Annotated in this window: 23 protein-coding genes; 11 read left to right on the forward strand and 12 right to left on the reverse strand. The window is 60.1% G+C overall.

Annotated elements, in window-relative coordinates; genetic code table 11:
• From cobG to ACYJRZ_RS14995, 3 genes are all read right to left on the reverse strand, one after another.
• A complete protein-coding gene (gene cobG, locus ACYJRZ_RS14985; RefSeq protein ID WP_459460007.1) occupies positions 1-1,428 on the reverse strand; it encodes a precorrin-3B synthase in 1,428 nt (475 codons plus the stop codon).
• A 68-nt stretch (positions 1,429-1,496) separates the two neighbouring features.
• On the reverse strand, positions 1,497-2,273 hold the full coding sequence (cobF, locus tag ACYJRZ_RS14990; RefSeq protein WP_183808937.1) for a precorrin-6A synthase (deacetylating): 777 nt from the start codon (positions 2,271-2,273) through the stop codon (positions 1,497-1,499).
• 61 nt (positions 2,274-2,334) lie between these two features.
• A complete protein-coding gene (locus ACYJRZ_RS14995; RefSeq protein ID WP_459460009.1) occupies positions 2,335-3,171 on the reverse strand; it encodes an AraC family transcriptional regulator in 837 nt (278 codons plus the stop codon).
• 119 nt (positions 3,172-3,290) lie between these two features.
• Between ACYJRZ_RS14995 and ACYJRZ_RS15000 the strand changes: the two genes are divergently transcribed.
• The gene (locus ACYJRZ_RS15000) at positions 3,291-4,487 is read left to right on the forward strand and encodes an MFS transporter (protein WP_459460011.1); all 1,197 of its coding nucleotides are present in this window, start codon (positions 3,291-3,293) and stop codon (positions 4,485-4,487) included.
• Positions 4,488-4,547: 60 nt separating this feature from the next.
• Here ACYJRZ_RS15000 and ACYJRZ_RS15005 read toward each other — a convergent pair whose 3' ends face one another.
• Both ACYJRZ_RS15005 and alr read right to left on the reverse strand, forming a co-directional pair.
• Complete coding sequence (locus ACYJRZ_RS15005; protein WP_459460013.1) at positions 4,548-5,798, reverse strand: D-amino acid dehydrogenase; 1,251 nt, start codon at positions 5,796-5,798, stop codon at positions 4,548-4,550.
• A 31-nt stretch (positions 5,799-5,829) separates the two neighbouring features.
• Positions 5,830-6,963 (reverse strand): alanine racemase, encoded by a 1,134-nt coding sequence (gene alr / locus ACYJRZ_RS15010; protein ID WP_459460596.1) that lies wholly within the window; start codon positions 6,961-6,963, stop codon positions 5,830-5,832.
• Between the two features lie 126 nt (positions 6,964-7,089).
• Here alr and ACYJRZ_RS15015 point away from each other — a divergent pair, with 126 nt between their 5' ends.
• On the forward strand, positions 7,090-7,554 hold the full coding sequence (locus ACYJRZ_RS15015; protein ID WP_459460015.1) for an Lrp/AsnC family transcriptional regulator: 465 nt from the start codon (positions 7,090-7,092) through the stop codon (positions 7,552-7,554).
• A gap of 34 nt (positions 7,555-7,588) precedes the next feature.
• Here the strand turns inward: ACYJRZ_RS15015 and ACYJRZ_RS15020 are convergent, their stop codons facing one another.
• Positions 7,589-9,385: a PAS domain S-box protein gene (locus tag ACYJRZ_RS15020; protein WP_459460017.1), complete on the reverse strand. Its 1,797-nt coding sequence runs from the start codon at positions 9,383-9,385 to the stop codon at positions 7,589-7,591.
• Between the two features lie 313 nt (positions 9,386-9,698).
• Entirely contained in the window at positions 9,699-10,748 is a 1,050-nt protein-coding gene (locus ACYJRZ_RS15025) for an ornithine cyclodeaminase (RefSeq protein ID WP_459460019.1), read from the reverse strand.
• Positions 10,749-10,889: 141 nt separating this feature from the next.
• On the opposite strand from ACYJRZ_RS15025, the gene ACYJRZ_RS15030 reads away from it, so the two are divergent.
• A complete protein-coding gene (locus tag ACYJRZ_RS15030; protein ID WP_015343394.1) occupies positions 10,890-11,327 on the forward strand; it encodes an Lrp/AsnC family transcriptional regulator in 438 nt (145 codons plus the stop codon).
• Positions 11,328-11,506: 179 nt separating this feature from the next.
• Here ACYJRZ_RS15030 and hutC read toward each other — a convergent pair whose 3' ends face one another.
• Positions 11,507-12,262, reverse strand: coding sequence for a histidine utilization repressor (gene hutC / locus ACYJRZ_RS15035; protein WP_459460022.1), 756 nt, complete (start codon positions 12,260-12,262; stop codon positions 11,507-11,509).
• Between the two features lie 194 nt (positions 12,263-12,456).
• Between hutC and ACYJRZ_RS15040 the strand changes: the two genes are divergently transcribed.
• The 6 genes from ACYJRZ_RS15040 (at position 12,457) to solA (ending at position 18,289) form a co-directional block, all read left to right on the forward strand.
• A complete protein-coding gene (locus ACYJRZ_RS15040; protein WP_183711550.1) occupies positions 12,457-13,296 on the forward strand; it encodes a transporter substrate-binding domain-containing protein in 840 nt (279 codons plus the stop codon).
• A 101-nt stretch (positions 13,297-13,397) separates the two neighbouring features.
• A complete protein-coding gene (locus ACYJRZ_RS15045) occupies positions 13,398-14,123 on the forward strand; it encodes an ABC transporter permease (protein ID WP_459460025.1) in 726 nt (241 codons plus the stop codon).
• Positions 14,124-14,133: 10 nt separating this feature from the next.
• Positions 14,134-14,838 (forward strand): ABC transporter permease, encoded by a 705-nt coding sequence (locus tag ACYJRZ_RS15050; RefSeq protein ID WP_459460027.1) that lies wholly within the window; start codon positions 14,134-14,136, stop codon positions 14,836-14,838.
• Positions 14,839-14,860: 22 nt separating this feature from the next.
• Positions 14,861-15,637: an ABC transporter ATP-binding protein gene (locus tag ACYJRZ_RS15055; RefSeq protein WP_459460029.1), complete on the forward strand. Its 777-nt coding sequence runs from the start codon at positions 14,861-14,863 to the stop codon at positions 15,635-15,637.
• Positions 15,634-17,139 (forward strand): HAL/PAL/TAL family ammonia-lyase, encoded by a 1,506-nt coding sequence (locus ACYJRZ_RS15060; protein WP_459460031.1) that lies wholly within the window; start codon positions 15,634-15,636, stop codon positions 17,137-17,139. Before ACYJRZ_RS15055 ends, ACYJRZ_RS15060 begins: the two co-directional genes overlap by 4 nt.
• 1 nt (position 17,140) lies before the next feature.
• Positions 17,141-18,289, forward strand: a complete 1,149-nt coding sequence (gene solA, locus ACYJRZ_RS15065; protein ID WP_459460033.1) for an N-methyl-L-tryptophan oxidase — start codon at positions 17,141-17,143, stop codon at positions 18,287-18,289.
• Between the two features lie 20 nt (positions 18,290-18,309).
• Here the strand turns inward: solA and ACYJRZ_RS15070 are convergent, their stop codons facing one another.
• Positions 18,310-18,804, reverse strand: a complete 495-nt coding sequence (locus ACYJRZ_RS15070; protein WP_459460598.1) for a cytochrome b — start codon at positions 18,802-18,804, stop codon at positions 18,310-18,312.
• A gap of 151 nt (positions 18,805-18,955) precedes the next feature.
• Positions 18,956-20,371, reverse strand: a complete 1,416-nt coding sequence (locus tag ACYJRZ_RS15075) for an aldehyde dehydrogenase family protein (RefSeq protein WP_459460035.1) — start codon at positions 20,369-20,371, stop codon at positions 18,956-18,958.
• 94 nt (positions 20,372-20,465) lie between these two features.
• On the opposite strand from ACYJRZ_RS15075, the gene ACYJRZ_RS15080 reads away from it, so the two are divergent.
• Positions 20,466-21,362 (forward strand): LysR family transcriptional regulator, encoded by an 897-nt coding sequence (locus ACYJRZ_RS15080; protein WP_459460037.1) that lies wholly within the window; start codon positions 20,466-20,468, stop codon positions 21,360-21,362.
• A gap of 62 nt (positions 21,363-21,424) precedes the next feature.
• On the opposite strand, the gene ACYJRZ_RS15085 is transcribed toward ACYJRZ_RS15080, so the two are convergent.
• Positions 21,425-22,183, reverse strand: a complete 759-nt coding sequence (locus ACYJRZ_RS15085) for an alpha/beta fold hydrolase (RefSeq protein ID WP_459460039.1) — start codon at positions 22,181-22,183, stop codon at positions 21,425-21,427.
• Positions 22,184-22,234: 51 nt separating this feature from the next.
• On the reverse strand, positions 22,235-24,004 hold the full coding sequence (locus ACYJRZ_RS15090) for a cytochrome c biogenesis protein DipZ (protein WP_459460041.1): 1,770 nt from the start codon (positions 24,002-24,004) through the stop codon (positions 22,235-22,237).
• Positions 24,005-24,363: 359 nt separating this feature from the next.
• Between ACYJRZ_RS15090 and ACYJRZ_RS15095 the strand changes: the two genes are divergently transcribed.
• The gene (locus ACYJRZ_RS15095; RefSeq protein WP_459460043.1) at positions 24,364-25,416 is read left to right on the forward strand and encodes an alpha/beta fold hydrolase; all 1,053 of its coding nucleotides are present in this window, start codon (positions 24,364-24,366) and stop codon (positions 25,414-25,416) included.
• Positions 25,417-25,493: the final 77 nt, after the last annotated feature.

Here is a 25,493-nt window from a genome sequence, read left to right on the forward strand (position 1 = left end):
CTATCCCTGTCGTAAAGCCGTCGCGATTGCGTCCCGGCCGAGCCGTTTAAGACACTGCTGTACCGATTCGCCAGCAGCTTTGTTGTTCCGTACCAGTTTCCCGAGCGCAGCCAGCGCCGATTTCAGGCCTTCCTTGTGGATGTAAGCCACGGGGTCCGATGATGATGACCCATTTACGACAATAGCATAGCCTGTTGCAGCACCGACAATGGTCAGCATCGCCGGGGAGGGATGGGCACAGCCTTTCGCGCAGCCGGATAGATGCACCTTGAATGAGCCGTCAAGCAGGTCCGCCCCCACTCCCACCAGATCGGCGGCGGCCTCTTTCGTCGCATAATATGCGGAAGCACATGCGCCGGCACCGGCGCAGGGAATTGCATAATTTGCCGGATCGTCGACGCGTGTCTGAAAGCCACAATCGGCTGCGGCAGTCTGGATACTTTCGATCTGATCAAGCGAAAGGCCGAGCAGCAGCAGGCTGTGTTCCGGTCCCGTCCGGACTTCACGGACACCCGCTGCCTCCGCAATGCCAAGAAAGCGAATGAGGTGTTGTGCGGAGATCTGACCGAAGGCAGGGCGCAGCCCGAGCACGGAGTGTTCGTCATCGAGCGGGATGACGCCCACAGGAGGGACCGGCTGGATGGTTTCTCTGCGAGCGAGGTCAGGAGAGATGGGAAATTGAGCTTGCAGTGACGCGGCATTCAGATCGCGACCCCGGGCACGGGGTCCGATTGCGGTCAAGGTTTTCAGCAGCGTCACGACACCGGGAACCACTTGGTCACCGGTCAAGTTGGCAAGCGGCGTGGCCGTCGCCTGTGTTCCGGCAATTGCAAGCCTCCACAGTTGCCTGCCGTCAGCGGTATTGATGGCCTTCAGCCTGATATCCGCTGAGAGTTCGTCAAGGACGAGGCGGCCGCCGCCGTCGACGATGATGGCTAGCTTTGCAGCGAGCACCGGCTTGGGATGAAGGGAACCGATAGCGCTTCGCAGTCGTTGAGCGAGCCCCCGCGCATCGGCAATCTCCGACGGATCGATACCGCTGAGCGGCGGGACTTCGATCACGACGCCGCTCTCCGGCACGATGCCGGCGCGGTCGATATCGGCGGCCAGTCCCGGCATGCTTTGCGGTGTCAAACCGCGCAGTTGGAAATTGCCCCGCGCGGTGATCTCGATCAGACCGTTCCCATGCCTTTGAGCGGCCTCGGCCAAAGCGCGAAACTGGGCAACCGTCAGACCCGGCGTCGATGGTCGCAGGCGCACCAGCAGTCCATCGCCCGTCTGCATCGGTGCGCTCAAGGAGGGGCAGACGCCGCGAACCGTGGAGGGCAGGGGCGATGCCAAAAGATCATGGTTGGCCGTCTCCTGTGAGAGGCACGTTTGACCCGTCATCGTCTCAGCATTGGCCGCAACCATAAAACTGCCCTTCATAGGGGACATGTCCTTGCACAAACGAGCTTGGCGGGCAAACGTTTTGGTGCCGGACTCTTGGTCGCACCTTAGTCTCGATCGTCGAAATCATGCCCCTTGCGCATAAGATAGATATCCATGATCCAACCGTGCCTGGCGCGCGCCTCCGCGCGGGTCGCAAGAATGCGCTCGGAAACCTCAGCCAGCCTGCCCGCGATCGTGATCTCATCCTTCGTGCCGAGATAGGCGCCCCAATAAATATAGGCATCGGGGTCGTCGATCTTGCTGAAGGCCTGCTCGCCGTCGAGCATGACGACGGCCGTTTCGGCAATGCCCGGAAAGCTCTCGGCCAGCCGTCGGCCGGTGGTGATCTGCACCGGCTTGCCGACGAGGTTGAGGGGGATGCGATGGCTTGCCGTCAGCGCCTGGATGCTGGTGATGCCGGGAACAACGCTGTAATCAAAAGCGACTTTGCCGCGACCGACGACACGCTCGAGGATGCGAAGCGTGCTGTCATAAAGGCCCGGATCGCCCCAGACGAGGAAGGCGGCACTTTGGCTTTCCGTCAGATGTTCGAGAAACAGCCGCTCGTAGGTCGCGGAAATCGTGTCATGCCATTCATCGACGCTCTGCATATAGCTGCGGTCCGCCGTCTGGCGTGAGGGCACGTCGTAACTAACGTAGCGCGTGGCTGGATTGGTGACATAGCGCTGGCAGATCTCGCGCCTGACGTCGGCAAGCTCGCTCTTGGCCGCGCCCTTGCTAGGGATGAGGACGACATCGGCCGCGTTCAGCGCATTGATCGCCTGCACGGTCAGATGTTCGGGGTTTCCCGTGCCGATCCCGACGATGTGAATATGCCGCATGTGCTTGCCCTCGCTCTTCAGGGCTGTTTGCCGGAAGCACACGATCATTTCAAGAGGAGCTTCAAGCCGATTGTCGCTCAAAGGTCCAGCGGCTGGCCATATAGCTGCGCGGCGAGGTGCCGAGCATACGGCGAAACATGGTAGTGAAGGCGGCCACGCTCTCGTAGCCGGCTTCGAGCGCGACATTGGTGACGGGCTGGCCCTCGGCAAGCTGCGGCAGGCAGGCAAAGACGCTCGCCTGCTGGCGCCATGTGGTGAAGCTGATGCCCGTTTCCCTGCGAAACTGCCGTGTGAAGGTCCGGCGGCTCACCGAAAGCTTTTCCGCCCAATCGTCCAGTCTGGCATTCGGCGATGGAGTGGACAGATAGTCGCGGCAGAGCGCGGCCATCCGACGGTCGGATGGGAAGGGGAGACCAAGGGGACGTTCCGGCAGCGTCGCGATTTCCTCGACGAGCAGAGACAGGACCAGTCTCGCCTTTCGATGGGTGACCGGTGCTTCCCGCAGCCGAATGGCCTCCAACAGCAGGCTGCGGGCGAGGTCCGTCACTTCGACGACGCGCGGCGCCTCATCCTTCAGCGGCTGGCCGCGCGGCGTCACGTAGACGGATTTCATGCTGACATCGCTCAGGATCTCGATCGAATGTTCCAGCCCACCGGGAATGAAAAGCGCATGACCGGGCGGCACCATCCAGCGGCCGCGCGCCGTCATGATCAGGGCGACGCCGGCAAAGATACACAGGAGTTGCGTGCGGCGGTGGCGGTGCCACGGAACGGTATAGCCCTGTGGCGGCTCGGCACTATGGACGAGGATATCCGCAGGCGAATCTTCCATCCAGCGCATGTTTTGCACATGGTCATTGTCGAGGGTTGCCAGCAACTGTTTCGATAGCTTTTCCATTTTGGCCCAATCGAGAAACTATTGGACCAGAACACGAAAGAAGGACACACGCAAGCCGTGGTAAAGGCGGATCAAGTCATATGCTCGGCAGATCTGCCGGCACAGGAAGGATTATCCCTATGGTTGCGGAAGTCTTGGGCACGCAGGCCCGATATCAGAAGACGACGATGTCGGTCGTCATGGCCGTCAGTACGTGTCATCTGCTGAACGATACGATGCAGTCGCTTTTGACATCGCTTTACCCGATGTTCAGAGAGAATTATGCGCTCGATTTCGTGCAGATCGGCCTGCTGACGATGATGTTCCAGATTACCGCATCCCTGCTGCAGCCGGTGGTGGGTATCGTCACCGACAGATGGCCGATGCCCTATTCGCTGCCCGTCGGCATGGTCAGCACCTTTTCGGGCCTGCTGCTGCTTGGCTATGCCGGTAGTTTCGGCGTACTCCTGATTGCTGCAAGCCTGATCGGCTTCGGTTCGGCCGTCTTCCATCCTGAGGCATCGCGCGTTGCACGTCTCGCTTCGGGCGGACGTCATGGCCTGGCGCAGTCGCTGTTCCAGCTCGGCGGCAATGCCGGTTCGGCGATCGGGCCACTGATTGCCGCGTTCTTCGTTCTGCAGCACGGCCAGAAAAGCGTCGCCTGGCTTTCGGTGCTCGCGGTCATCGGCTTTATCGTTCTGAGCTGGGTCGGCAACTGGTTCATCAACCATCGTCGCCAGCAGTCAGCGCGTCCTGCACCGAGCCGCGCCTTGCCGATCGCGCGGAACAAGGCGATGTGGGCGCTTGCCATCCTCATTCTGCTGACGGCGACGAAGAACGTCTATATGGCCAGCATATCCAGCTATTTCACTTTCTACGTTATCGACAAGTTCCATCTCGATGTCCGCGATGCGCAGCTGATGCTGTTCCTCTTTCTCGGCTCGGTCGCCGTCGGCACGATCATGGGTGGGCCGGTGGGCGATCGCCTGGGCGCGCGTTTCGTGATCTGGTTCTCGATCCTCGGCGTCATTCCCTTTGCGCTGCTGATGCCCTATGCGAACCTGTTCTGGACCTGCGTCCTGACTATCGTCATCGGCCTCGTGCTCGCCTCGGCCTTCCCGGCGATCGTGGTCTTTGCGCAGGAGCTGATCCCCGGCCGTGTCGGACTGATCGGCGGCATCTTCTTCGGCTTCGCTTTCGGCGCGGGCGGACTGGGGGCTGCGGCTCTCGGAGATTTTGCCGACACGCATGGCATCCCCTTCGTCTATACGCTCTGCTCGTATCTGCCGTTGTTGGGACTATTCACGATCTTCCTGCCACGAATTCCGCGGCATTGATCGAAATCGGCGGGCAATCAGCCCGCCGCTTTTCTGGAGCGCTTATGCGCAAGCCGCTTGTCAGGCGTAGCGGCTGATGGCGAGGTCCGTCGCGTCGATATCAGGCTTGCGGCCGCTGACGAGATCGCTGATGACGCGGGCCGAGCCGGAACTCATGGTCCATCCCAGCGTGCCGTGACCTGTATTGAGATAAAGCCCCTTGATCTTCGTAGGTCCGATGACCGGCGTGCCGTCCGGCGTCATCGGCCTCAGGCCCGACCAGAAGGAGGCCTTGGCAACGTCGCCGCCGGGGAAGAGATCGGTGACGGAATGCTCAAGCGTCCGGCGCCTCGCAAGGCCAAGATCATTGGTATAGCCGGAGATTTCAGCCATGCCGCCGACGCGGATGCGGTCGCCGAGGCGGGTGATGGCGATCTTGTAGGTTTCGTCCATGACGGTCGATTCCGGTGCGCGCGAGGCATCGGTGATCGGGATCGTCAGCGAGTAGCCCTTGACCGGATAGACGGACAAGTTGATGCCGAGCGGTTTCAGCAGCAGCGGCGAATAGCTGCCAAGCGCAACAACGATCGCATCGGCATTCAGGCGTCCACGATCGGTCACCACGCCACGTACTTGGCTGCCTTCGATGTCGAGCCCCTTGATCGTCGTGCCGTATTGGAATTTCACGCCGAGCTCGATTGTCTTCGCAGCAAGCGCATTGGTGAATTTGAAGCAGTCGCCTGTCTCATCCTTCGGCGTCAGCAAACCGCCAACGATCTTGCCGCGGACATGCCGGAGAGCCGGTTCGACACGAATGCAGCCGTCGGGATCGAGCACTTCATAGGGGATGCCGTCGGCTGCCAAGGCCTTGACGTCCTTGGCCGATGCATCGAGCTGCGCTTGCGTGCGGAAGAGCTGCAGCGTGCCCTGCATGCGTTCGTCATAGGCAATGCCCGTCTCTTCACGAAGGGCCGCGAGGGAAATGCGGCTGTAATCGGCAAGGCGCAGCATGCGGCTTTTGTTGATCGCATAGCGCTCCGACGTGCAGTTGGAGAGCATCTTGACGAGCCACGAGAGCATGGCGCCATCGACCTTCGGGCGCAGGATGAGAGGCGCGTGGTGCATGAACAGCCACTTGATGGCTTTCATGGGAATGCCGGGTGCCGCCCAGGGCGAGCAGTAGCCGAAGGAGACTTCGCCGGCATTGGCAAAACTCGTCTCCAGCGCCGGTCCCTGCTGCCGGTCGATGACGGTGACTTCATGCCCGGCCTTGGCAAGCTGATAGGCTGACGTCACGCCGATGATGCCGGCACCCAGAACGACGACTTTCATGATGTCCTCAGAGACTTGAGAGATGGGAAGATCAGCGATATTGACGGTGGAAGCGATGGCCGAGACTGGTCAGGATTTCATAGGAAATCAAGCCGGCGTCGCGCGCAAGATCATCCACCGTCTGATGATCTCCGAGCACTTCCACCATGCTGCCGAAAGAGAGCGCGCCTTCGGGCAAGGCGCTGATATCGATTGTCGTGCTGTCCATCGACACGCGGCCGACGATCGGCAGGCGAACGCCATTATAATAGACCGCGCCGCGATCGCTAAGGCTGCGCGGCAGGCCATCGGCATAGCCGGCGCCGATCGTCGCAAGCCGGGTCTGGCCCTTGGTCACATGCACGCCGCCATAGCCAACCCGCGCGCCCTCCGGAACGGTTCGCGTCTGTACGACTGCGACATCGAGCCGAACGACGGCCTCCATGGGGTTGGCAACACCGCCGGTCGGAGCGCCGCCGTAAAGCGCAATCCCCGGGCGTGCCAGTATGCCGTGGAAGTCTCCGCCGAGAAAGATGCCGCCGGAATTTGCGAAAGAGACATGATATTGCGCGAATTCCGCTGCGACGCGACGCATTTCGGCGAGCTGATCGGCGTTTTGTGCATTGCCGGCCTCATCCGCGGAGGCAAGATGGCTCATGATGAACAGGATATCGATGTCTTCGGATGTCTGCAGATGAGCGGTCACGGCACTTCTGTCTTCCGGCGGAATGCCAAGGCGCGACATGCCTGTATCGAATTGCAGAATTGCGGGGAGCCTGCGCTGAAGGGACCGTGCGGTCCGCGACCACTGCTGCAGCTGATCGAGCGAATTGATGACAGGCACGATGCCGCCATCGGCGCAGGTAGCTTCGTCGCCAGGCAACAGGCCATTCAATACGAAGATCATCGCATCGCCAGGCAGTTGCGGGCGAAGGCGCAGCGCCTCGATAAAATGGGCGACGAAGAACTGCCGGCACCCGCGGTCGTAGAGTGCTTTCGATACTTGATTGGCACCGAGCCCATAGGAATCGGCCTTGACGACGGCAGCCGTCTTCGCCGGCACCACGATGGCGGATAACTTGTCATAGTTCCGGCATAGCGCGGCCAGATCGATCGTCAGATAACCACACGTCCCGCTGTCGATCGCCGATTTTAGCATTCGAGAACCCACAATGCCGCCGTCCATCTCTGCCACTCAATTCTTCCAAAGCAGATTATTGAAAGGATCGTGAAATTGCTCACCAAATGGTGATTGATAATTGTGTAGTTGGACGGATATTGAAATGATCTGCGAATTTTTGAAAGAATCCACATGACCGCTCTCGACGCCATCGATCGCAATATTCTCAAGCTGCTTCGCCTTGACGCCCGTGTCAGCAATGCGAAATTGGCAAGTGAAGTGGGGCTATCGCCATCGGCCTGCCTGCGGCGCATCAAATTGATGGAGCAGGCAGGGGTAATCCGCGGTTATACGGCGCTGGTGGACACGTCGCAGGCGGAAGCGGCGATCGCCGTCATCATCAACATCACGCTTGAGCGGCAGACGGAAGAACACCTCGACCGCTTTGAGGCGGCGGTGCGCAGGCATCCGGAAATCAAGGAGTGTTTCCTGATGACGGGCGGTTCCGATTATCTGCTGCGCGTCGAGGTCGCCAATCCCGGCGACTTCGAGCGTATTCACAAGGATATTCTTTCGACCATGCCGGGAGTGCTGCGAATCCATTCGAGCTTCTCCATCCGCAATGTGCTTGCGACGCGCCCAAAGGGGCTGCGCTGAATGGGCCGACGTCGGCTCAGCGGAGGAAAGGACCTTACTCTGCCATACCGCGATCCTGATCCCAGCCGATACCCGCTGCAGCATCCACTTCGCAGATCAGGCCGGTGGGTTCGTAACTGATTTGGACCTTGCCGTTCAATTCCGCAGCAAACAGGCTTTCTATCAAGCGGGAGCCGAAACCCCTCCGGGTCGGAGGTCTTACGGGTGGTCCTCCTTCTTCCCGCCACCGTAGCTTGAGGCGTTCGGCTTCGTCCGTTTCCAGCGACCAGGTAATGGCAACCCGGCCATCGGCTACCGAAAGCGCGCCATATTTGGCCGCGTTCGTCGCAAGTTCATGCAGCGCGAGCGATATGGAAACAACGGCTCGCGGCGCGAGCTTGATGGCCGGACCAGAGATTTCGAACCGATCTTTTGGATAGGGCGACAATGCCTGGGCTATGACTTCGGTCAATTCGGCCTGCTCCCATTTGCCATGGATCAGCAGATCATGAGCGCGCGCCATCGAGGAGAGCCTTGCCTCGAAAGTCTCGACCGCTGCCTTGTCCGTATCACCTCTGCCCAACGTTTGACGCGCGATTGCCATGACGGTGGCAAGCACGTTCTTGACGCGATGGTTGAGCTCGCCGACCAGCACCGTCTGCAGGCGCTCGGCTTCCTTCTTGGCGCTGATGTCGTGAGCGGTCTTCGACGCTCCCACGATCCGGCCATAGACGTCGTAGATAGGGGAAACGCTAAGGAGAACATCGACAAGCTCGCCGTTCTTGTTGCGTCGCTTCGTTTCGTAAGGCTCTACTTTCTGGCCCGCACGGATACGCGCCAGGATCGCCGGCTCTTCGTCACTGCGGTCTTCCGGAACGAGCATCATTACGGACTGGCCGATGGCCTCTTCGGCCGATTGTCCGTAAAGCCTTTCAGCACCGCTATTCCAGCTCGTGATGATCATGTTGAGATCGATGCTGAGGATCGCGTCGTCCGATGAGGCGACAATTGCCGCCAGTTGCCGCTCTACTTCCTGTGCACGCTTGCGTTCGCTGATATCGGTGACGATCGCAGCGACCTGCTGGACGCGTCCCGAACCGTCTTTCAAGGCGGAAACGGAGTTCGCCACCCAGACGAGGCTACCATCCTTGCGAACATAGCGCTTCTCGATCTCGAAGCCTTCTCCCGTCGCCATCATCGCTTCGAACAGGCGCTCATTCTCATGCAGGTCGTCTGGATAGGTGATGTCGAAAGTCCGCATGCCGAGCAGCTCGTTCTCGGAGTAGCCGACAATTTCGCAGAAGCGCTCATTCACCCGAACGAAACGGCCATCGAGTTCGCACTGGGCAAATCCTGTCGTCGATTGCGAGATGACGGCGCGAAACAGCTCTTCACTTTCACGCAGCGCCTGTTCCGTTCGAACCCGTTCCGTCGTCTCGTTGACAATGCAGAACACACCCAGCGCCCTGCCGTCCGTATCACGGACGGGCGAATAGGAAATGTCGAAGTAAACCGTTTCGGGATAGCCGTAGCGCTCGATGTAGAAGGGCCGGTCCTTGGCAACGACCGCCATTCCATCATGAAGGACGGAGCGGAGAAGCGGTTCGAGGTCACTCCAGAGTTCGGCCCAGTTTTCCCGCGCAGGCCGTCCGAGCGCTCGGGGATGCTTGTCGCCGATCGTCGGCGCATAGGCATCGTTGTAAAGCGCAATAAAGTCCTCGCCCCAGAACATGACGATCTGAGCTTGGGCGGGGAGCATGATATCGACAGCGGCGGCAAGGCATGGGGGCCACGCCGATCTGGGGCCAAGACTGGTGGTTGCCCAGTCGAAGCCGGAGATAAGTTCAGCCATCTCGTTCGTTTGTCTCGCCAGTTCGGGCACGATGTTCAGAATGCATCCTCTCTTTAGCGACCGCAATCCATGAGGATTGTCCGGCTCCCCTCAGGCTTGCGAATTCATAGCATATACTCCGCTACGAAGTGCAGAGAGAAAACTGCTGATTTCGATGTATTTTAAGTCACATAAGTGAATATTCGCTTGCCGGCCTTCCGCGCGCGTTAATCAGTCAATGATGAGAGTGGATTGTATTGATCCGATAGCCCGTGACGAGATTTCCTCTCATGCAGCGGGAAGGTTAAATCATTTTCGCGCTCCAGGCATTGACTCAGGCTGCGCGCAGCAGCATGCCGAAGAGGTCGCGCGGATCGTCCGGGTCGGCGATAATATCGAGCTTCTGGAAATAATCCGTGCCGGCCAGCTTTTCGCGGACGTAGCGCAGGGCGGAGAAATCCTCGATCGCGAAGCCGACGCTGTCGAAGAGCGTGATCTGCCTGTCACTGCTGCGGCCCGCTGCCCGGCCGCTGACGACCTGCCAGAGTTCGGTGACCGGATAGTCCGCGCCCATCTGCTGGATTTCGCCCTCGATGCGGGTCTGCGGCGGATATTCGACGAAGGTGTCGGAGCGCAGCAGGATGTCGCGATGGAGCTCCGTCTTGCCCGGGCAATCGCCACCGATGGCGTTGATGTGGACGCCGGCGCCGACCATGTTGTCCGTCAGAATGGTCGCGAATTGCTTGTCGGCCGTGCACGTCGTAATGATGTCGGCGCCTTCGATGGCAGCCTGCGCCGAGGTGCATGGCACCAGACGCAGGCCTGTTCTGGCGAGATTGCGAACCGTCTTTTCGGTTGCTCTCGGATCAATGTCGTAGAGGCGGACTTCCTCGATGCCGAGGACCGCCTTCATCGCCAGCGCCTGGAATTCCGCCTGTGCGCCATTGCCGATCAAGGTGAGACGGCGCGAATTAGCCGGCGCCAGATGTTTGGCCGCCATCGCCGAGGTCGCCGCCGTGCGCAGCGCCGTCAGCAGCGTCATTTCCGTCAGCAGCACCGGATATCCGGTCGAGACTTCTGCAAGCAGGCCGAAGGCGGTCACCGTCTGCAGTCCCTGCGCCATGTTCTTCGGATGGCCGTTGACATATTTGAAGCTGTAGACGGCGCCATCCGAGGTGGGCATCAGCTCGATGACGCCGTCATGCGAATGCGAGGCGACACGGGGCGTCTTGTCGAAGAGGTCCCAGCGGCGGAAATCCGCTTCGATAGCATCCGTGAGTTCGATGAGTACGGTTTCGATGCCGATGTGATGGACGAGCCGCATCATGTTCTCGACGCTGACGAAGGGAATGAAAGCTTTTTCCGATGGGAGCGGTGCGGACATTCTCGTATCCTCGATGGAAATCATTTCCCTAGGGTATCAAGCGGATCGATTGACTGAAATCGCAAAACTGTGTCAGTTCTGGTATGAGTTTATACAAATTGCCCAGGATTTTTGACAGATTAGATAAGATCAGGATCTGCGATGACGCTTGCCAAGTATATTCCCGATGATCTCGACCGGCGTATCATCGCTCATCTGCGTGCCGACGGGCGGGCTTCGCTCTCCAAACTGTCTGATGTTCTGGGCGTCGCGCGTGGCACGGTGCAGAACAGGCTGGACCGGCTGATAGAGACCGGCACGCTGCTCGGCTTCACCGTAAGGGTCCGGGAAGACTATGAGGAGCAGACCGTGCATGCCGTCATGATGATCGAAGTCGTGGGGAAATCGACGACGCAGGTCATCCGCAAGCTGCGAGGCCTTCCCGAAATCTATTCGCTGCATACGACGAACGGCAATTGGGATCTCGTCGCCAATATCCGCGCCACCAGCCTGTCCGACTTCGACCGCGTCTTGCGCGAGGTGCGGATGATCGACGGCGTCGCAAACAGCGAAACCAGCCTGTTGCTGAGCAGCCTCTGAAAGGCATCATTGACGGTTGTCGCAGACCTTGCAACGGCATCGAGCCTGTTGTTGGGCGCGCTTTCATGGAATGCATCCTGCCGCTATCGTAATTTGCCGGACTCTGTCGGGCTTAGCGAACCCCGCACATCCTCCAGCGCTTTTTCAGAAAGCGTGGATGCCATATGTTCCATATACAACTAACGCTCGGATGGTTTGCCGCTTTGGCTCTCCAGCCGATAGCGATGTCCCGGATAAACCAGCCGCGCCGTGGACACGATGCCGCGTGCCGACCATGTGCGTCGCCAGATCGTCAGGCAGGGTTCGGTCTTCAGGATCGTCAGCAGCTTGCATTCCCAGGCTTGCGGCATGACGGCTTCGACGACATGTTCCGAGCCGCTGAGCGGGGCAACGGCCGAAAGGTAGGCATTCGGCGTCATGTCGGTAAAATCCTGCTGCAGGTAATCGGGCGCGGCGTCCGGATGGACATGCCGGTCTTCGATCTGTACCGGCACGCCGTTCTCGCTATGCACGATCAGCGAATGAAAAGCCGGCGATCCGATGTCGAGTTCCAGTGCATCGGCCACGTCGGGCGAGGCGGCCTCCTGGGCCAGCACAATAACGGTTGCCTGATGAGAATGACCGCGTTCGGCGATTTCCTCGGCGATGTTGCGGACCTCGAACAGCGCCGATGCGCCCTTACGCTCGGCGACGAAGGAGCCGACGCCCTGGATGCGAACGAGCTCGCCTTCATTGGCCAGTTCCCGCAATGCACGATTGGCCGTCATCTTGCTGACGCCAAGCTCGACCACCAATTCGTTTTCGGAGGGAACGCGATATTTGGGCGGCCACTCGCCGCTATGAATGCGGTCGAGTATCATTTGCTTGACGCCGGCATAGAGAGGTGCGGTATCATTTTCCGCCAGTTCGCGTTTCATCTCGCCGGAACGCTTCATTGCCTATTCCCTTTGCACCGCGTGAATTTGCCTCGAAAACAACTTTCCCACTTGCATATCATAAATTATCTCATATGGTACCCTATACAACCTCGCAATCAATCCTAAAAATTAATTGGGAAAGCGGGCAAGCCGGCGAAGATCGGTAGGAAAGCGCTGTAAAGCCTGTTTCAACCTCAGAGGAGCTCAACACAATGAAATTCAGTGCAATTCTCTTGTCAGGCGTCGTGGCTGCCGCCGCTTTCGCCGCGCCGGCATTCGCCAAGGACTGGAAGACGGCAACGATCACCCTGGAAGGCGCTTACGCGCCGTGGAATATGACAAACGCCGACGGCACACTCGGCGGCTTCGAGCCGGAGCTCGCCAAGGTTCTGTGCGAACGCGCCAAGATCGATTGCAAGCTTGTCGCTTCCGACTGGGATGGCATGATCCCGGCGCTGAACGCCGGCAAATTCGATGTGATCATGGATGCTCTGTCGATCACCGACGAGCGCAAGCAGGTCATCGGCTTCACCATTCCTTATGCTGCAACGCCTGCCGCTTTTGCGACCGCCAAGGACAGCCCGCTTGCCAATGCCGCCGGCACCGGCACCACGATCAAGATGACCCCCGGCCAGACCGGCGTCAAGGAAATCGACGTATTGAAGGAAGCCTTCAAGGGTAAGACGATCGGCATCCAGGCTGCAACCGTCTATGCCAAGTTCGTCTATGACAATTTCGGCTCGATCGCCACGATCCGCGAATACAAGACCGGCGCCGACCGCGATCTCGACCTGCAGAATGGCCGTATCGATCTCGGCTTCGATGATGCCGTCTACTTCGCGAATGCCTTTGCAAGCGCTAATGATTCGCTCGCCTTCACTGGCCCGGAAATCGCCGGCTCCATCTGGGGTGAGGGCGAAGGCCTCGGCATCCGCCAAGCCGATACCGACCTGCGCGACAAGTTCAATGAGGCCATCAAGTCTGCGCTTGCCGATGGCACCATCAAGACCCTGTCGATGAAGTGGTTCAAGGTCGACGTCAGCCCGAATTGATGGGTGCGGCCTTTCGGCCGTTATCATCGGTCTCCGGCTTTGCGGCCGGAGACCATATGATATCCTGACGCCTGAAACTGCCACGGACAGGGATTGGATCTATGGCAAGCTTGCAATTGCTGGGCTTCGGCTCGAACGGGTGGGGCGCGCTGCTGCTTGTTGCCACCTTGATGACGCTTGCCGTCACGGCAACCGCCTTGGCCATCGGCGCCGTCCTCGGCGCGGTGATTGCCTTCGCGAAGCTCTCGGGAAGCATGGTGTTGAAGACGATTGGCAATATCTACACCACCGTTTTCCGTGGCGTTCCCGAACTTCTGATTATCTATCTGATCTATTTCGGCGGGTCGTCAGCGGTAACGTCGATCGGCAAATGGCTCGGCTATGAAGGCTTTCTCGGCCTGCCGTCTTTTGCCGCGGGTGCACTTGCTGTCGGCATCATTTCCGGCGCCTATCAGGCTGAAGTGTTCCGCGGCGCCTATCTTGCCATTTCCAAGGGCGAGCTTGAGGCGGCGTCTGCGATCGGCATGCATCGCGGCTTGCGCCTGCGTCGCATCATCATTCCACAAGTCTTCCGCTTCGCCATTCCCGGCCTCGGCAATGTCTGGCAGCTCAGCCTCAAGGATTCCGCTTTGATCTCGGTGACCGGCCTTGCGGAGCTGATGCGCACCAGCCAAGTGGCCGCCGGTTCCACCCGGCAGTATTTCCTCTTTTTCATCGCCGGCGGCATTCTCTATCTCATCCTGACCAGCCTGTCGGACCGCATCTTCAACAAGGCTGAACGTCGCGCCAACCGCAGCATGCCGGCTGCGACGATCGGCCAGGCTTGAGGAGGACGGTATGGATTTCGATTTCTTTTCGAGCACGATGGTCACCCTGCTGAAAGCAGTGCCGATGACGCTGCTGCTGTTCTTCCTGTCGATCTTCTTTGGCGGCATTCTGGCGCTCGTCATCGTAGCCATGCGCGTCAGCGGCAATCCGATTCTCTCCGGTTTTGCCAAGGGCTATATTTTCGTGTTTCGCGGCTCGCCGCTGCTGATCCAGATGTTCCTGGTCTTTTACGGCTTGGCGCAGTTCTCCATCATCCGTTATTCGTTCCTCTGGCCCTTCCTGCGCGAGCCCGTCGTTTGCGCCATCCTGTCGCTGGCGCTTTGCACCGCCGGCTATTCTGCTGAGATCTTCCGCGGCGGCATCCGCGCCGTTTCGCCGAAAGAGATCGAAGCCGCGCGTTCGATCGGCATGTCCGGCTTCCTGCTGGTGCGCCGCATCATCGCGCCGATCGCTTTTAGGCATGCGCTGCCGGCCTATTCGACCGAGATCGTGCTGATGATGAAATCGACGGCGCTTGCGAGCCTCGTCACAGTCTGGGAGGTCACCGGCGTTGCCCAGCGGCTCATCTCGCAAACCTATCGCACGATGGAAGTCTTCATCTGTGCTGCGATTATCTATCTTGTGCTGAATTTCATCATTCTGCAGGCCATGGCTCTGCTGGAATATTCTCTGTCCCGCCATCGCCGCGCGATACCGCCGGCGCTGAAGGCCTAAAGCTTACTGGAGCAGGCAAATCATGCCAGGTGTCACCCGACTTTCCGTCCGCAACATCCGCAAGAGCTTCGGCACTCATGAGGTCTTGCGCGGCATTTCCCTTGATGCTCAGGATGGCGATGTGATTTCGCTGCTCGGCGCTTCCGGCTCGGGCAAATCGACTTTCCTTCGCTGCATCAACCTCCTCGAAATCGCCACCGATGGCGAGATCTGGGTGGATGGCGAGCAGATCCGCATGATCCACAAGAATGGCAAAAGCTATCCGGCGAGCCACAAGCAAGTGGATCATATCCGCTCCGAACTCGGCATGGTCTTCCAGAGCTTCAATCTCTGGTCCCACATGACGATCCTGCAGAATGTCATCGAGGGGCCGGTTCATGTCCTGAAGCGTCCCCGCGCCGAGTGCATCGCCGAGGCCGAAGCGTTGCTGGAAAAGGTCGGTATCGCCGACAAGCGCCATGCCTATCCCGCCCATCTTTCTGGCGGCCAACAGCAGCGCGCGGCGATTGCCCGTGCGCTGGCCATGAAGCCGAAGGTCATGCTGTTCGACGAGCCGACCTCGGCACTTGATCCGGAACTCGTCGGCGAAGTGCTGCGCGTCATGCGCGCGCTTGCCGAGGAAGGCATGACCATGCTGGTCGTGACCCATGAAATGAGCTTCGCCCGCAATGTCTCCAATCGCGTGGTCTTCATGAAAGAAGGACTTGTCGAAAGCACCGGCACGCCGGATGAGATGTTTGGCGGCGGCGCCTCGCCAGCCTTCCGCCAGTTCATCGGTCATTTCGGAAACGGGCAATGACCGTCACGATCGATCAGCCGCTATCCTGGCGTGACGTCGCGCGCGTCGGCGACGGCGAGCCGTTGTCTCTCTCCGATGCCGCCTGGGAGCGGGTTGCGCAGGCAAGCCGTATCGTCGAGCGCATCGTCGAAACGGGCGTGCGGGCCTATGGCATAAATACCGGCGTCGGTGCGCTTTCCGATACCGTGGTCGATCGCGATTCCCAGAGCCGACTCTCGCGCAACATCGTCTTGAGCCATGCCTGCGGTGTCGGCCCGCTTTTGCCGGCGCGTGAGGTGCGTTCTATCATATCAGCGCAGATCGCCAATTTTGCCCATGGCCATTCCGGCGTCCGGCCTGAAATCGTCAGGCATCTGGCTGCGTTTCTCGAACACGACTGCATTCCGGAAGTCCCGTCGAAGGGCTCTGCCGGCTATCTCACGCACAATGCTCACGTCGCTCTCGTTCTGATCGGCGAGGGCAGGGCCGTCGTGAAGGGCAAGTCGATGAAAGGCGACGAAGCGCTCGCCGCAATCGGCCTCAGCCCCCTGGTGCTCGGCGCCAAGGAAGGCTTGAGCCTCGTCAACGGCACGGCTTGCGCCACGGGACTGTCGGCGCTTGCCGTCTCCCGCGCTGAACATTTGCTTAGCTGGGCCGATGCTATTGCCGCGCTCACATTGGAAGCCGTGGGCTGCCAGATGGCGGCTTTCGATGAGAATGTGCTGGCGCTGCGCCCATCGGCCGGCATCGCCAAGGTCGGCCGCAGTCTGCGCCGCCGCCTGCATGGCAGCGGCCTCATTGCTGCCGCTCTCGGACGGCGCACGCAGGATGCCTTGAGCCTGAGATCGGTGCCTCATGCGCATGGCGCCGCATGGGATGTCTTCGAGCAGACGGGGCGCATCGTCGATCAGGAACTGGCTTCGGTCACGGATAATCCCGCCGTTTCGGGCACGCCTGAAAAGCCCGTCGTCTCTTCCGAAGCCCATGCGGTTGCACCAGCCCTCGGCCAGGCGGCCGATAGTCTGGCGATCGCGATCGCTCAAATTGCTGCGATGAGCGAGCGCCGGACGGATCGCCTCGTCAATCCGCTGGTCAGCGGCCTGCCGCCCTTCCTTGCCAGCGACGCCGGCAGCCATTCCGGTTTCATGATTGCGCAATACACGGCTGCGGCGCTGAGCAACGACAACCGACGGCTCGCCGCTCCCGCATCGCTCGATGGCGGCCTGACCTCCGGCCTGCAGGAGGATTTTCTGGCTCACCCGACCGCGGCGGCCAACAAGCTGATCGCGATCCTCGATAACGCGGAATACATCCTGGCGATCGAACTGATGGCGGCGGCGCAGGCGCACGATTTTCTCACCTCGCATGGGACGCGAGCGCCAGGAACCGAGCATATCTATGCGGCCGCTCGTTCCTATGTGCCCATCTATGGCGACGATCGTCCGCTGAATGCGGATATGGAAGCCTTGCGGAGCATGATCGCCAAGATCGCGCCGCCAGCGGAAGATGAAACTGGAGCATGAAATGACTGCGGAATTCGACCTTGCCGTCGTCGGCCTCGGCGCAATGGGAAGTGCGGCTTTGTCTTTCGCCGCAGCGCGCGGTGCAAAGGCGATCGGAATCGAGGCACATTTCCCCGCTCATTCCCTCAGCTCCTCGCATGGCGACAGCCGCCTGATCCGCCTCGGCTACTTCGAAGATCCATCCTATGTTCCGCTACTGAAGCGTGCCTATCAAAACTGGTGCTCGCTGGAGGCGCGGCTGCGGGCCGAAATCCTGACGGTGACAGGTGTCCTGCAGATCGGCATGCCCGACAGCAAGATCGTCAGCGGCACACGCGCTTCCTGCGACATGCATGGATTGTCGTACGAAGTACTCGACCGGGACGCCATGAACCGTCGTTTCCCGGCTTTTGCGCTGGACGAAGGGGAGATCGGCGTGCTCGATCCGCAGGGCGGCTATGTCAGGCCTGAAGCGGCGATCATGGGCTATTTGAAGCTTGCGGCGGAAGATGGCGCCGTTTTGCATTTCGGCGAGCGCGTTGTTGCGATCGATCCCGACGATACGGGTGTCACCGTCGTTTCCTCGACAGGGCGATATCGCGCCCGCAAGGTGATCGTCGCAACGGGAGCGTGGATTGCCGAGCTCGTGCCGCAGCTGAAGGCGCATGCTCAACCTATCCGGCAGGTGGTCGCGTGGTATCAGCCTAAGGATGGCTTTGTTGCCGAACCGCAGCGCATGCCATGCTTTTTGCGCGACGAAGGAGCGGAAGGGTCCTATTTCGGCTTCCCGGCGATCGGCGTCGATGGCGTGAAAATCGGTCGCCATGCGCATTTCCGCGAGCCGATCGACCCGACAAAGCCGAACCCGCCGGTCAATGATACGGATACCGATCTGCTCGACAGCTTTGCTCGCAAGCGTCTGCCGAACGCGGCCTCATTTCGCGAGCGGGCGACCACCTGCCGCTATACCATGCTGCCGAGCGAGGATTTCCTCATCGATCAAATGCCGGGACAGCCGAATGTAGTGGTCTCGTCGGCCTGCTCCGGTCATGGTTTTAAATTCACCAGTGTCGTCGGCGAGATCCTGGCCGATCTGGCGCTTGAAGGAGGCAGTGCGTTGCCGACCGCCCTCTTCTCATTCAAAAGGCACTTTGGCGGCGAAGCGGCATAGGCCGCCAAGCCTCCGGCTTTCTAGCCGACCGTCATGCGGCGCAGCACGTTCGATCTGAAATAGAAATGCTGGACGAGCGCGCCGAATATGTGAAGGACGACGACCGCCCAAAGCACCGCTTTGATCGGTCCGCCATGCAGGAAAGCGGCCGTGTCGATGCCGAGATAGTAGGCGGCCATTCCCGAGAGCGGCATGGCGAAAATCAGTGCGTAAAGCAGGAAATGCGTCAGGTTGGCGATGTAATGCACGATCACGGGCTGGCCGTCCGGCATTGCGGGAGTTTCAGACGAAAATTTGAGCGCCAGGCGCACGATGGCGAGCAGCAGGATGGCGATGCCGACATAGGCGTGAATGTTGGCACTGGCAATGTCGGCCGGCGTCGGCGTCTGCCCATGGCGTACCAGACGCCGCCAAGCGTTCATTCCATCGGGGAACAGGAGATTGAAGAAAATAAGTATGGCCATTAGCCAGTGAAGGATGCGTTGCGGAACGGAGTAAGCGGATCGTGCGAGCATCATGCCTCCTTAGATTGGAACTATTCTAAAGGTAGGGCATGATCCTAACGGGAACCTGAACGGAGCCCAGTCGCACACGATAAGCAGGTCGCGGCAAAGGGAGGCAGTCGCTAGGGAGCACAAGGTGCTTCAGGCCCGGTCCTCCGCCATATCAACTCAGCACGGCACGCGGCTCGAGGAATGATTCCAGGCCATGGACCCCGAACTCGCGGCCGATGCCCGACTGTTTGAAGCCGCCGAAAGGGGCCAGCGGTTCATGCGCCGCGCCGTTGATGATCACGCGGCCTGCCTCGATCTGCTCGGCGATGCGCTTAGCTCGGCCGATATTCGACGAGAAAACATAAGCCTGCAGGCCATAGGTCGTATCGTTGGCGATCTCTAGTGCATCGTCTTCGTCGCGATAGGGGATGACGCACAGTACCGGCCCGAAAATCTCCTCGCGGGCGATCCTCATATCGTTGTTGACGCCGGAGAAGATCGTCGGGCGAACGAACCAGCCGCGAGTAAGCCCTTCCGGCCGCCCTTCACCGCCAACGATCAGTCGCGCGCCTTCTTCCTGGCCGAGGCGGATATAGGATTGGACGCGACCCCATTGCTTTTGACTGACCATCGGGCCAATCTTGACGCTGGGATCGCTGGCATTGCCAACCTTGAAAGCCGCAGCTGCCCGGATCAGGCGGTCATGGATTTCCGCCAGCCGGTTTTCGGGGGCGAGAATGCGGGTGCCAGCGATGCAGGCCTGGCCGCTATTTGTAAAGCCGGCCGTCAGCACCTGCGGAATGACGGTATCGAGATCGGCATCGTCGAGAATGATGTTAGGGCTCTTGCCGCCGAGTTCGAGCGTGACGCGCTTCAAGCTCGCCGATGCAGCCTGCAAGATCGCCCGTCCGGTGACCGTAGAGCCGGTGAAGCTGATCTTTGCGATGTCGTGGTGGCTGCTGAGAGCGGCGCCCACCACATGGCCGTAGCCGTTGACGATATTGAAAATACCATTCGGCAGGCCGGCCGCATGTAGGCACTCGGTGAGGAGCTGCGTCTGGATCGCACTCATCTCGGAGGGCTTGATGACCATGGTCGCGCCTGCCGCGATGGCTGTGGCAAGCTTGTTGCAGATGAAGCCGTAATTGCTGTTCCAAGGCGTGATCGCGGCTGCAACGCCGGCCGGGCGCATCTCTATCTCCGCATGGCCGATACTGCGGCGAAATTCATATGTTTCGAGTGTCTCGGCCATGTTGAGGAATGCGGTGGCGGCATGCGGTACCGAAAAACCGATGAAGGATGCCGGGGCGCCGTATTCTTCGCGCATGGCGTCGGTGAGGTCCGAGGCTCTGGCCGCAACCGCATCGTGCAGGCTGTGCAGCATGGCGATGCGCTCGGCCTTCGAGCTTTGCGACTGGCTAGCAAATGCTGCCTTGGCAGCGCTTACGGCATTGTCGACATCCTGTTCGTCGCCAAGGCGAACGGTGCCGATTTGCTCTTCCGTGGCCGGGTTGAAAAGAGGTGCTTCCTCTTTGCCATGGGGTCGAATGAAGCTGCCATTGATGTAAATCGTGTCTATCGTGCGCATAAGCGTCTCCTTCATCTTCACGACAGAGGTAAGACGCGCTATCTGTTCGGTGTAGTGGGACAAAGCAGTACAGGCTGATAAGGAAAATCGCGCAATGAAGGCCAGTCTGGCGGAGCTTGAAGCGATCGCCGCGGTTGCGCGCCATGGTGGCTTTCGCGCGGCCGCCCGCGAACTCGGCATGTCCTCCTCGGCGCTCAGCCACGCGGTCGCCGCGCTGGAAGAACGCCTGTCCGTGCGGATATTCAACAGGACGACGCGCAGTGTCACGCTATCGGATACCGGCGAGCGCTTCTTGGCGGAAGTGGTGCCGGCGCTTGTGGCAATCGACAGGGCGATCGAAAATGCAGGCCTGTCTTCCGGTACGATATCAGGCATGCTTCGTCTCAATATGGCGCCCGGCGCAGCGCGCATGCTACTGACACCGCTTATTCTCGAATATGGCCGGCGCTATCCCGATGTCGAAATCGAGATCGTCACCGATGACGCTCTGGTTGATGTCATTGGCAAGGGCTTTGACGCTGGCATTCGGATTGCCGAGGCAGTTCCGACCGATATGGTTGCGATCCCGATTATTCCGACGCTGCGCTCGCTCGTCGTCGGTTCACCCAGTTATTTCAGCCAGCGACCGCCGCCCCTCGTTCCCGGCGATCTGCTGCAGCATCGCTGCATCCGGGCTCGTAGGGCCAGTGGCAAACTTTATCGCTGGGAATTCGAACGGCACGGCCAATCCATCCTGATTGATGCGCCGGGAAGTCTTATTCTTGATGCTTCCGACCTGATGCTGAGCGCTGCTCTCGAAGGAGCGGGGCTTGCCTATATCAACGAAGCATCCGTCGCCGACCATATAGCGGCGGGCAATCTGATCTCCGTACTGGAGGATTGGAGCCCACCCTATCCTGGTCTTAGCCTGTATTTCGCCCAGCGCCGCCAGATGCCGGCACGGCTTCGGGCCTTGATCGCCCTGATCCGCGAGCAGAATGCGTCCCGCTGATCGCCGGATCCCTGATAGAGGCAAGCAGCGGCTCCACTGATGAAGCCGCTGCCGGTTTGTCGTTACTTGCCGGCGTCCTTGGCTGCCTTCTCGATCACGGCGGCAACTTTTTCCGGCTGCGACGCGAAGACGGCGTGGCTTGCCTTGATTTCGGTCACGTCGCTGCCGGCGCGCTTTGCCATGTCGCGCTCGAGCTCCGGGTTGATGGAGCGGTCGTTGGTGGCAACAATGGCCCAGCTCTTCTTCGCCCGCCATGCCGGATCGCCGACTTTGGCGGTAAAGGCCGCCTTCGAGGCGAAGACCTGAGATTTCGCCATGAAATCGGCCTCGTCCTTCGGCAGATCGGCTGCAAAGTCCGCCGCGAATGCCGCTGGATCGAGATAAAGATATTGGCCGTCCTTGGTTTCCCGGATGTTCATGCCGCCAGCTGGCTTGGAGCTTGCGAGGCTGATCAGGCTTTCGCCCTTGTCCGGCTGAAACGCGGCGACATAGACGAGACCGGCGACGTCAGGATGGTTGCCTGCTTCGGTGATGATCATGCCGCCATAGCTGTGGCCGACGAGCAGGCTCGGGCCATTCTGAAGGTCGAGGACGCGGTTGGTGGCGGCGACATCGTCGGCAAGCGAGGTGATAGGCTCCTGTACGACGGTGACCTTTAAGCCGTCCTTTTCAAGGATCTCGGCGGTCTTACGCCATCCCGATCCGTCGGCCAGTGCGCCGTGGACGATGACGATATTCTTGATCTCGGCTGCCTGCACCGCGAAGGCGAAAGTGCTTGCAGCAAGGCCGAGAGCGATGATTGAAAGAAAACGGGTCTTCATTGGGGTAACTCCTGTCAGTCGAGGTTCATGCGGTGGGGTTAAAAGGAAGTTTCAGCCGAAGGTGAAGGCGTAGGCCTGGACCCCAGGATCGAAGAAACGGATCTCGAAGTTGCGAGCGGTGACGTCGCCGGACTGACGGACGAGCTGGTAGAGCCTGGTGGCAGTCACGGTGCCGTTACCGTCGGCGTCGATATCGGAACCGTGGTCGGCGCCGGGCGCCTTTCCATCCACGGTTACTTGGAAGCGGACCGGCTTTCCATCTGACGACGGTCCGAGGACGAGGTGCAGGTCGCGGGCACTGAAGCGATAGCTGATGCTGCCACCTGCCTTATCGAGCGATGCCTGCTCGGACCCGACTGTCCAGGTGCCTGCCAGTCCCCATTGGTTGAGGCCGGGATTGGCAATGGAATAGTCGGCTGCGGTATCGGCCTTCAGCCCTTCGGGGGACACGAATCCTGTGGCCTGGCTGTAGCCGACATAGGTTTCGCCGGAGCGGATATGGCTAAGGTCGGGGCTTGCTTCCGCGCCCTTTGCATCCGGAACGACCGGGCCGCTTTGAGCCATGTCGCTGCCGGCCTCGCGCAGCAGGTCCTGGATTGCCTGTTCCGTCTGGCGGTAGTTGCCTTCACCGAAGTGCTGGTAGCGGATCTGCCCCTTGGCATCGATCAGATAATGGGCAGGCCAGTAATTGTTCTCGAAGGCACGCCAGATGCGGTAGTCGTTGTCGATCGCAACGGGATAGCCGATCTTGAAGTCGGCGACCGCCTTCTTGACGTTGTCGACATTCTTCTCGAAGGCGAATTCCGGAGCATGGACGCCGATGACGACGAGACCCTGATCCTTATACTTTTCCGCCCAGGCACGAACATAGGGAATGGTGCGGATGCAGTTGATGCAGGAATAGGTCCAGAAGTCGACGAGCACGACCTTGCCGCGAAGCTCGGCCGTCGTCAGTGGCTGCGAGTTCAGCCAGGTGACCGCGCCATCGAGTGACGGGGCGGGGCCTTCGATCGGAAGATCGCTGTGGAACGGACGCGCCGCGTCTGTCGCAACCTTGCTGGCGCTGTTGCTGGCAACTTCGGTTTCCGGGGCTGACTTAGGGTGCAACTTTTCCAGCAAGACCTGCTCGAAAGAGCCCGTGCTTGCATAGGAGAGGCGAGCCAGCAATCCGGTATCGAGGCCAAGGGCGATCGCAGCAACGCCGGCGAGAACTGCAGCACCAGCAAACTGCCGGATGCGTTCGCTGAGGCCGAGTGATTGCTTCATGCGGGCAAAGATCTTGCCACCGGCAAAGAGTGCAACGGCAAGCGAGGTGGCAGCGCCGGCGCCATAGGCAAGCAGCAGGAAGGTCGTCTGCAGATTGGCGCCTTTCAGGGCGGCACCCGTCAGCACAAGCCCGAGGATCGGGCCGGCACAAGGTGCCCAAAGCAAGCCCGTTGCGATGCCGAGCACAAAGGAGCTTCTGACGTTCGCTGTTGCCCGATTGGCGCCGGCAGCGTTCAGCAGGTTGTTGCCGAGATCGACAGCCGGTCGGGAGAGAGCGCTGGCGATGCGCGGCGAGATTAAGCTCAGGCCGAAGAGGCCGAGCAGCACGATCGCCGCGAGGCGTCCATATTCATTGGCCCGGATCGCCCAGGCGCCGCCGACGGCGGCAAGGGTTGCGACAATGGCGAAGGTAAGCGCCATGCCCGCAAGCATGGGAAGCGTGCTGCGGACGAAGGGCCGTCCGGCGCGAGCAAAGACGAAGGGGAGGATGGGCAGGATGCATGGACTTAAGATCGTCAGAGCACCGCCAAGATAGGCTATGATGAGAAGTGTCATCGTCTTGTTCCTTTGGAAGCGATTGACCGGCCGCGGACGGCGAGGTGCCGTGCCCAGCAGTGACGCTATCTGCCCGTGGTGACGTATCCCGAATGTGTCTGATTGCGCGGCAGATTGTACCGAAACGTCGATGTCTCGGGCTTCGATACACTGCGATACAAATCGGATGGTGGCGGGGTGGTTTTGCAGTGAGTCTAGCCGCTTGCCGAGGCGTTGCCGCCAAGAGCCGCGAATTGTATCACATTGTATCTGTGCCGTCTGAAGCTACAAAGGCATTCAAAACGCCACCGGCTGCGACACATCGGCGATACATGCGGCTGGCTTTCTTATGCTCACGATCCAATCGATAGGAGAGACAGATGTCCGAGGAAATCAATCATAACCGCCGCCGCTTCTTTGGTATTGCCGCCGCCGCTGTTGCCGCTGCCGAATTCGGCCTGCCTGCCATCGCCGGTGCGCAAGAAACAAAGGCTTCCACATCGACCCTGCCGGCAATCAAGGCTGGAAGCCATACGTCCTTCGAAGCGCTGAAGCAGATCAATGCGGGCGTGCTCAATGTCGGTTATGCGGAAGCCGGCCCGGCCGATGGTCCGGTCGTCCTGCTGTTGCACGGCTGGCCCTATGACATCTACAGCTTCGTCGATGTCGCGCCGCTTCTGGCCGGCGCCGGCTATCGGGTCATTATCCCCTATCTTCGCGGCTACGGCACCACCACCTTCCTTTCGAAGGACACGCCGCGCAACGGCCAGCAGGCCGCACTTGCCGCTGATATGATCGACCTTCTCGATGCGCTGAAGATCGATAAGGTCGTCGTTGCCGGCTACGACTGGGGTGGCCGCACCGCTGACATCATGGCGGATCTCTGGCCTGAGCGTTGTAAGGCGCTGGTATCGGTTAGCGGCTATCTCATCGGCAGCCAGGAGGTCAACCGCAAGCCTCTCCCGCCGAAGGCCGAGCTTGCCTGGTGGTATCAATTCTATTTCGCCACCGAGCGTGGCCGTCTCGGCTATCAGGAAAATCGCCATGATTTCGCAAAGCTGATCTGGCGCACCGCCTCGCCGCAATGGGCTTTCGACGATGCCACTTTCGATCGTTCGGCTGCCGCTTTTGACAATCCCGACCATGTCGACATTGTCATCCATAACTACCGCTGGCGCCTCGGTCTGGTGGAAGGCGAGGCAAAGTTCGATGCCTATGAGAAGAAGCTCGCCGCTGGCCCGGTGATTTCGATCCCGACGATTACCATGGAGGGCGATGCCAACGGTGCGCCGCATCCGGAGCCGGCCGCCTATCGCGGCAAGTTCTCGGGCAAGTACGAGCATCGCGCCATCACCGGCGGCATAGGCCACAATCTTCCGCAGGAAGCGCCGCAAGCCTTCGCCCAGGCTGTGATAGATGTTGATCGTTTCTAGTTCAGCGGTAGTGTGCGCGAGTGGGTGCCGGCAAAGCCGGCGCCCGCTCCCGTTGGTACGACAAGGAACGACTATTC

It is taken from the genome of Rhizobium sp. No.120, assembly GCF_054558365.1.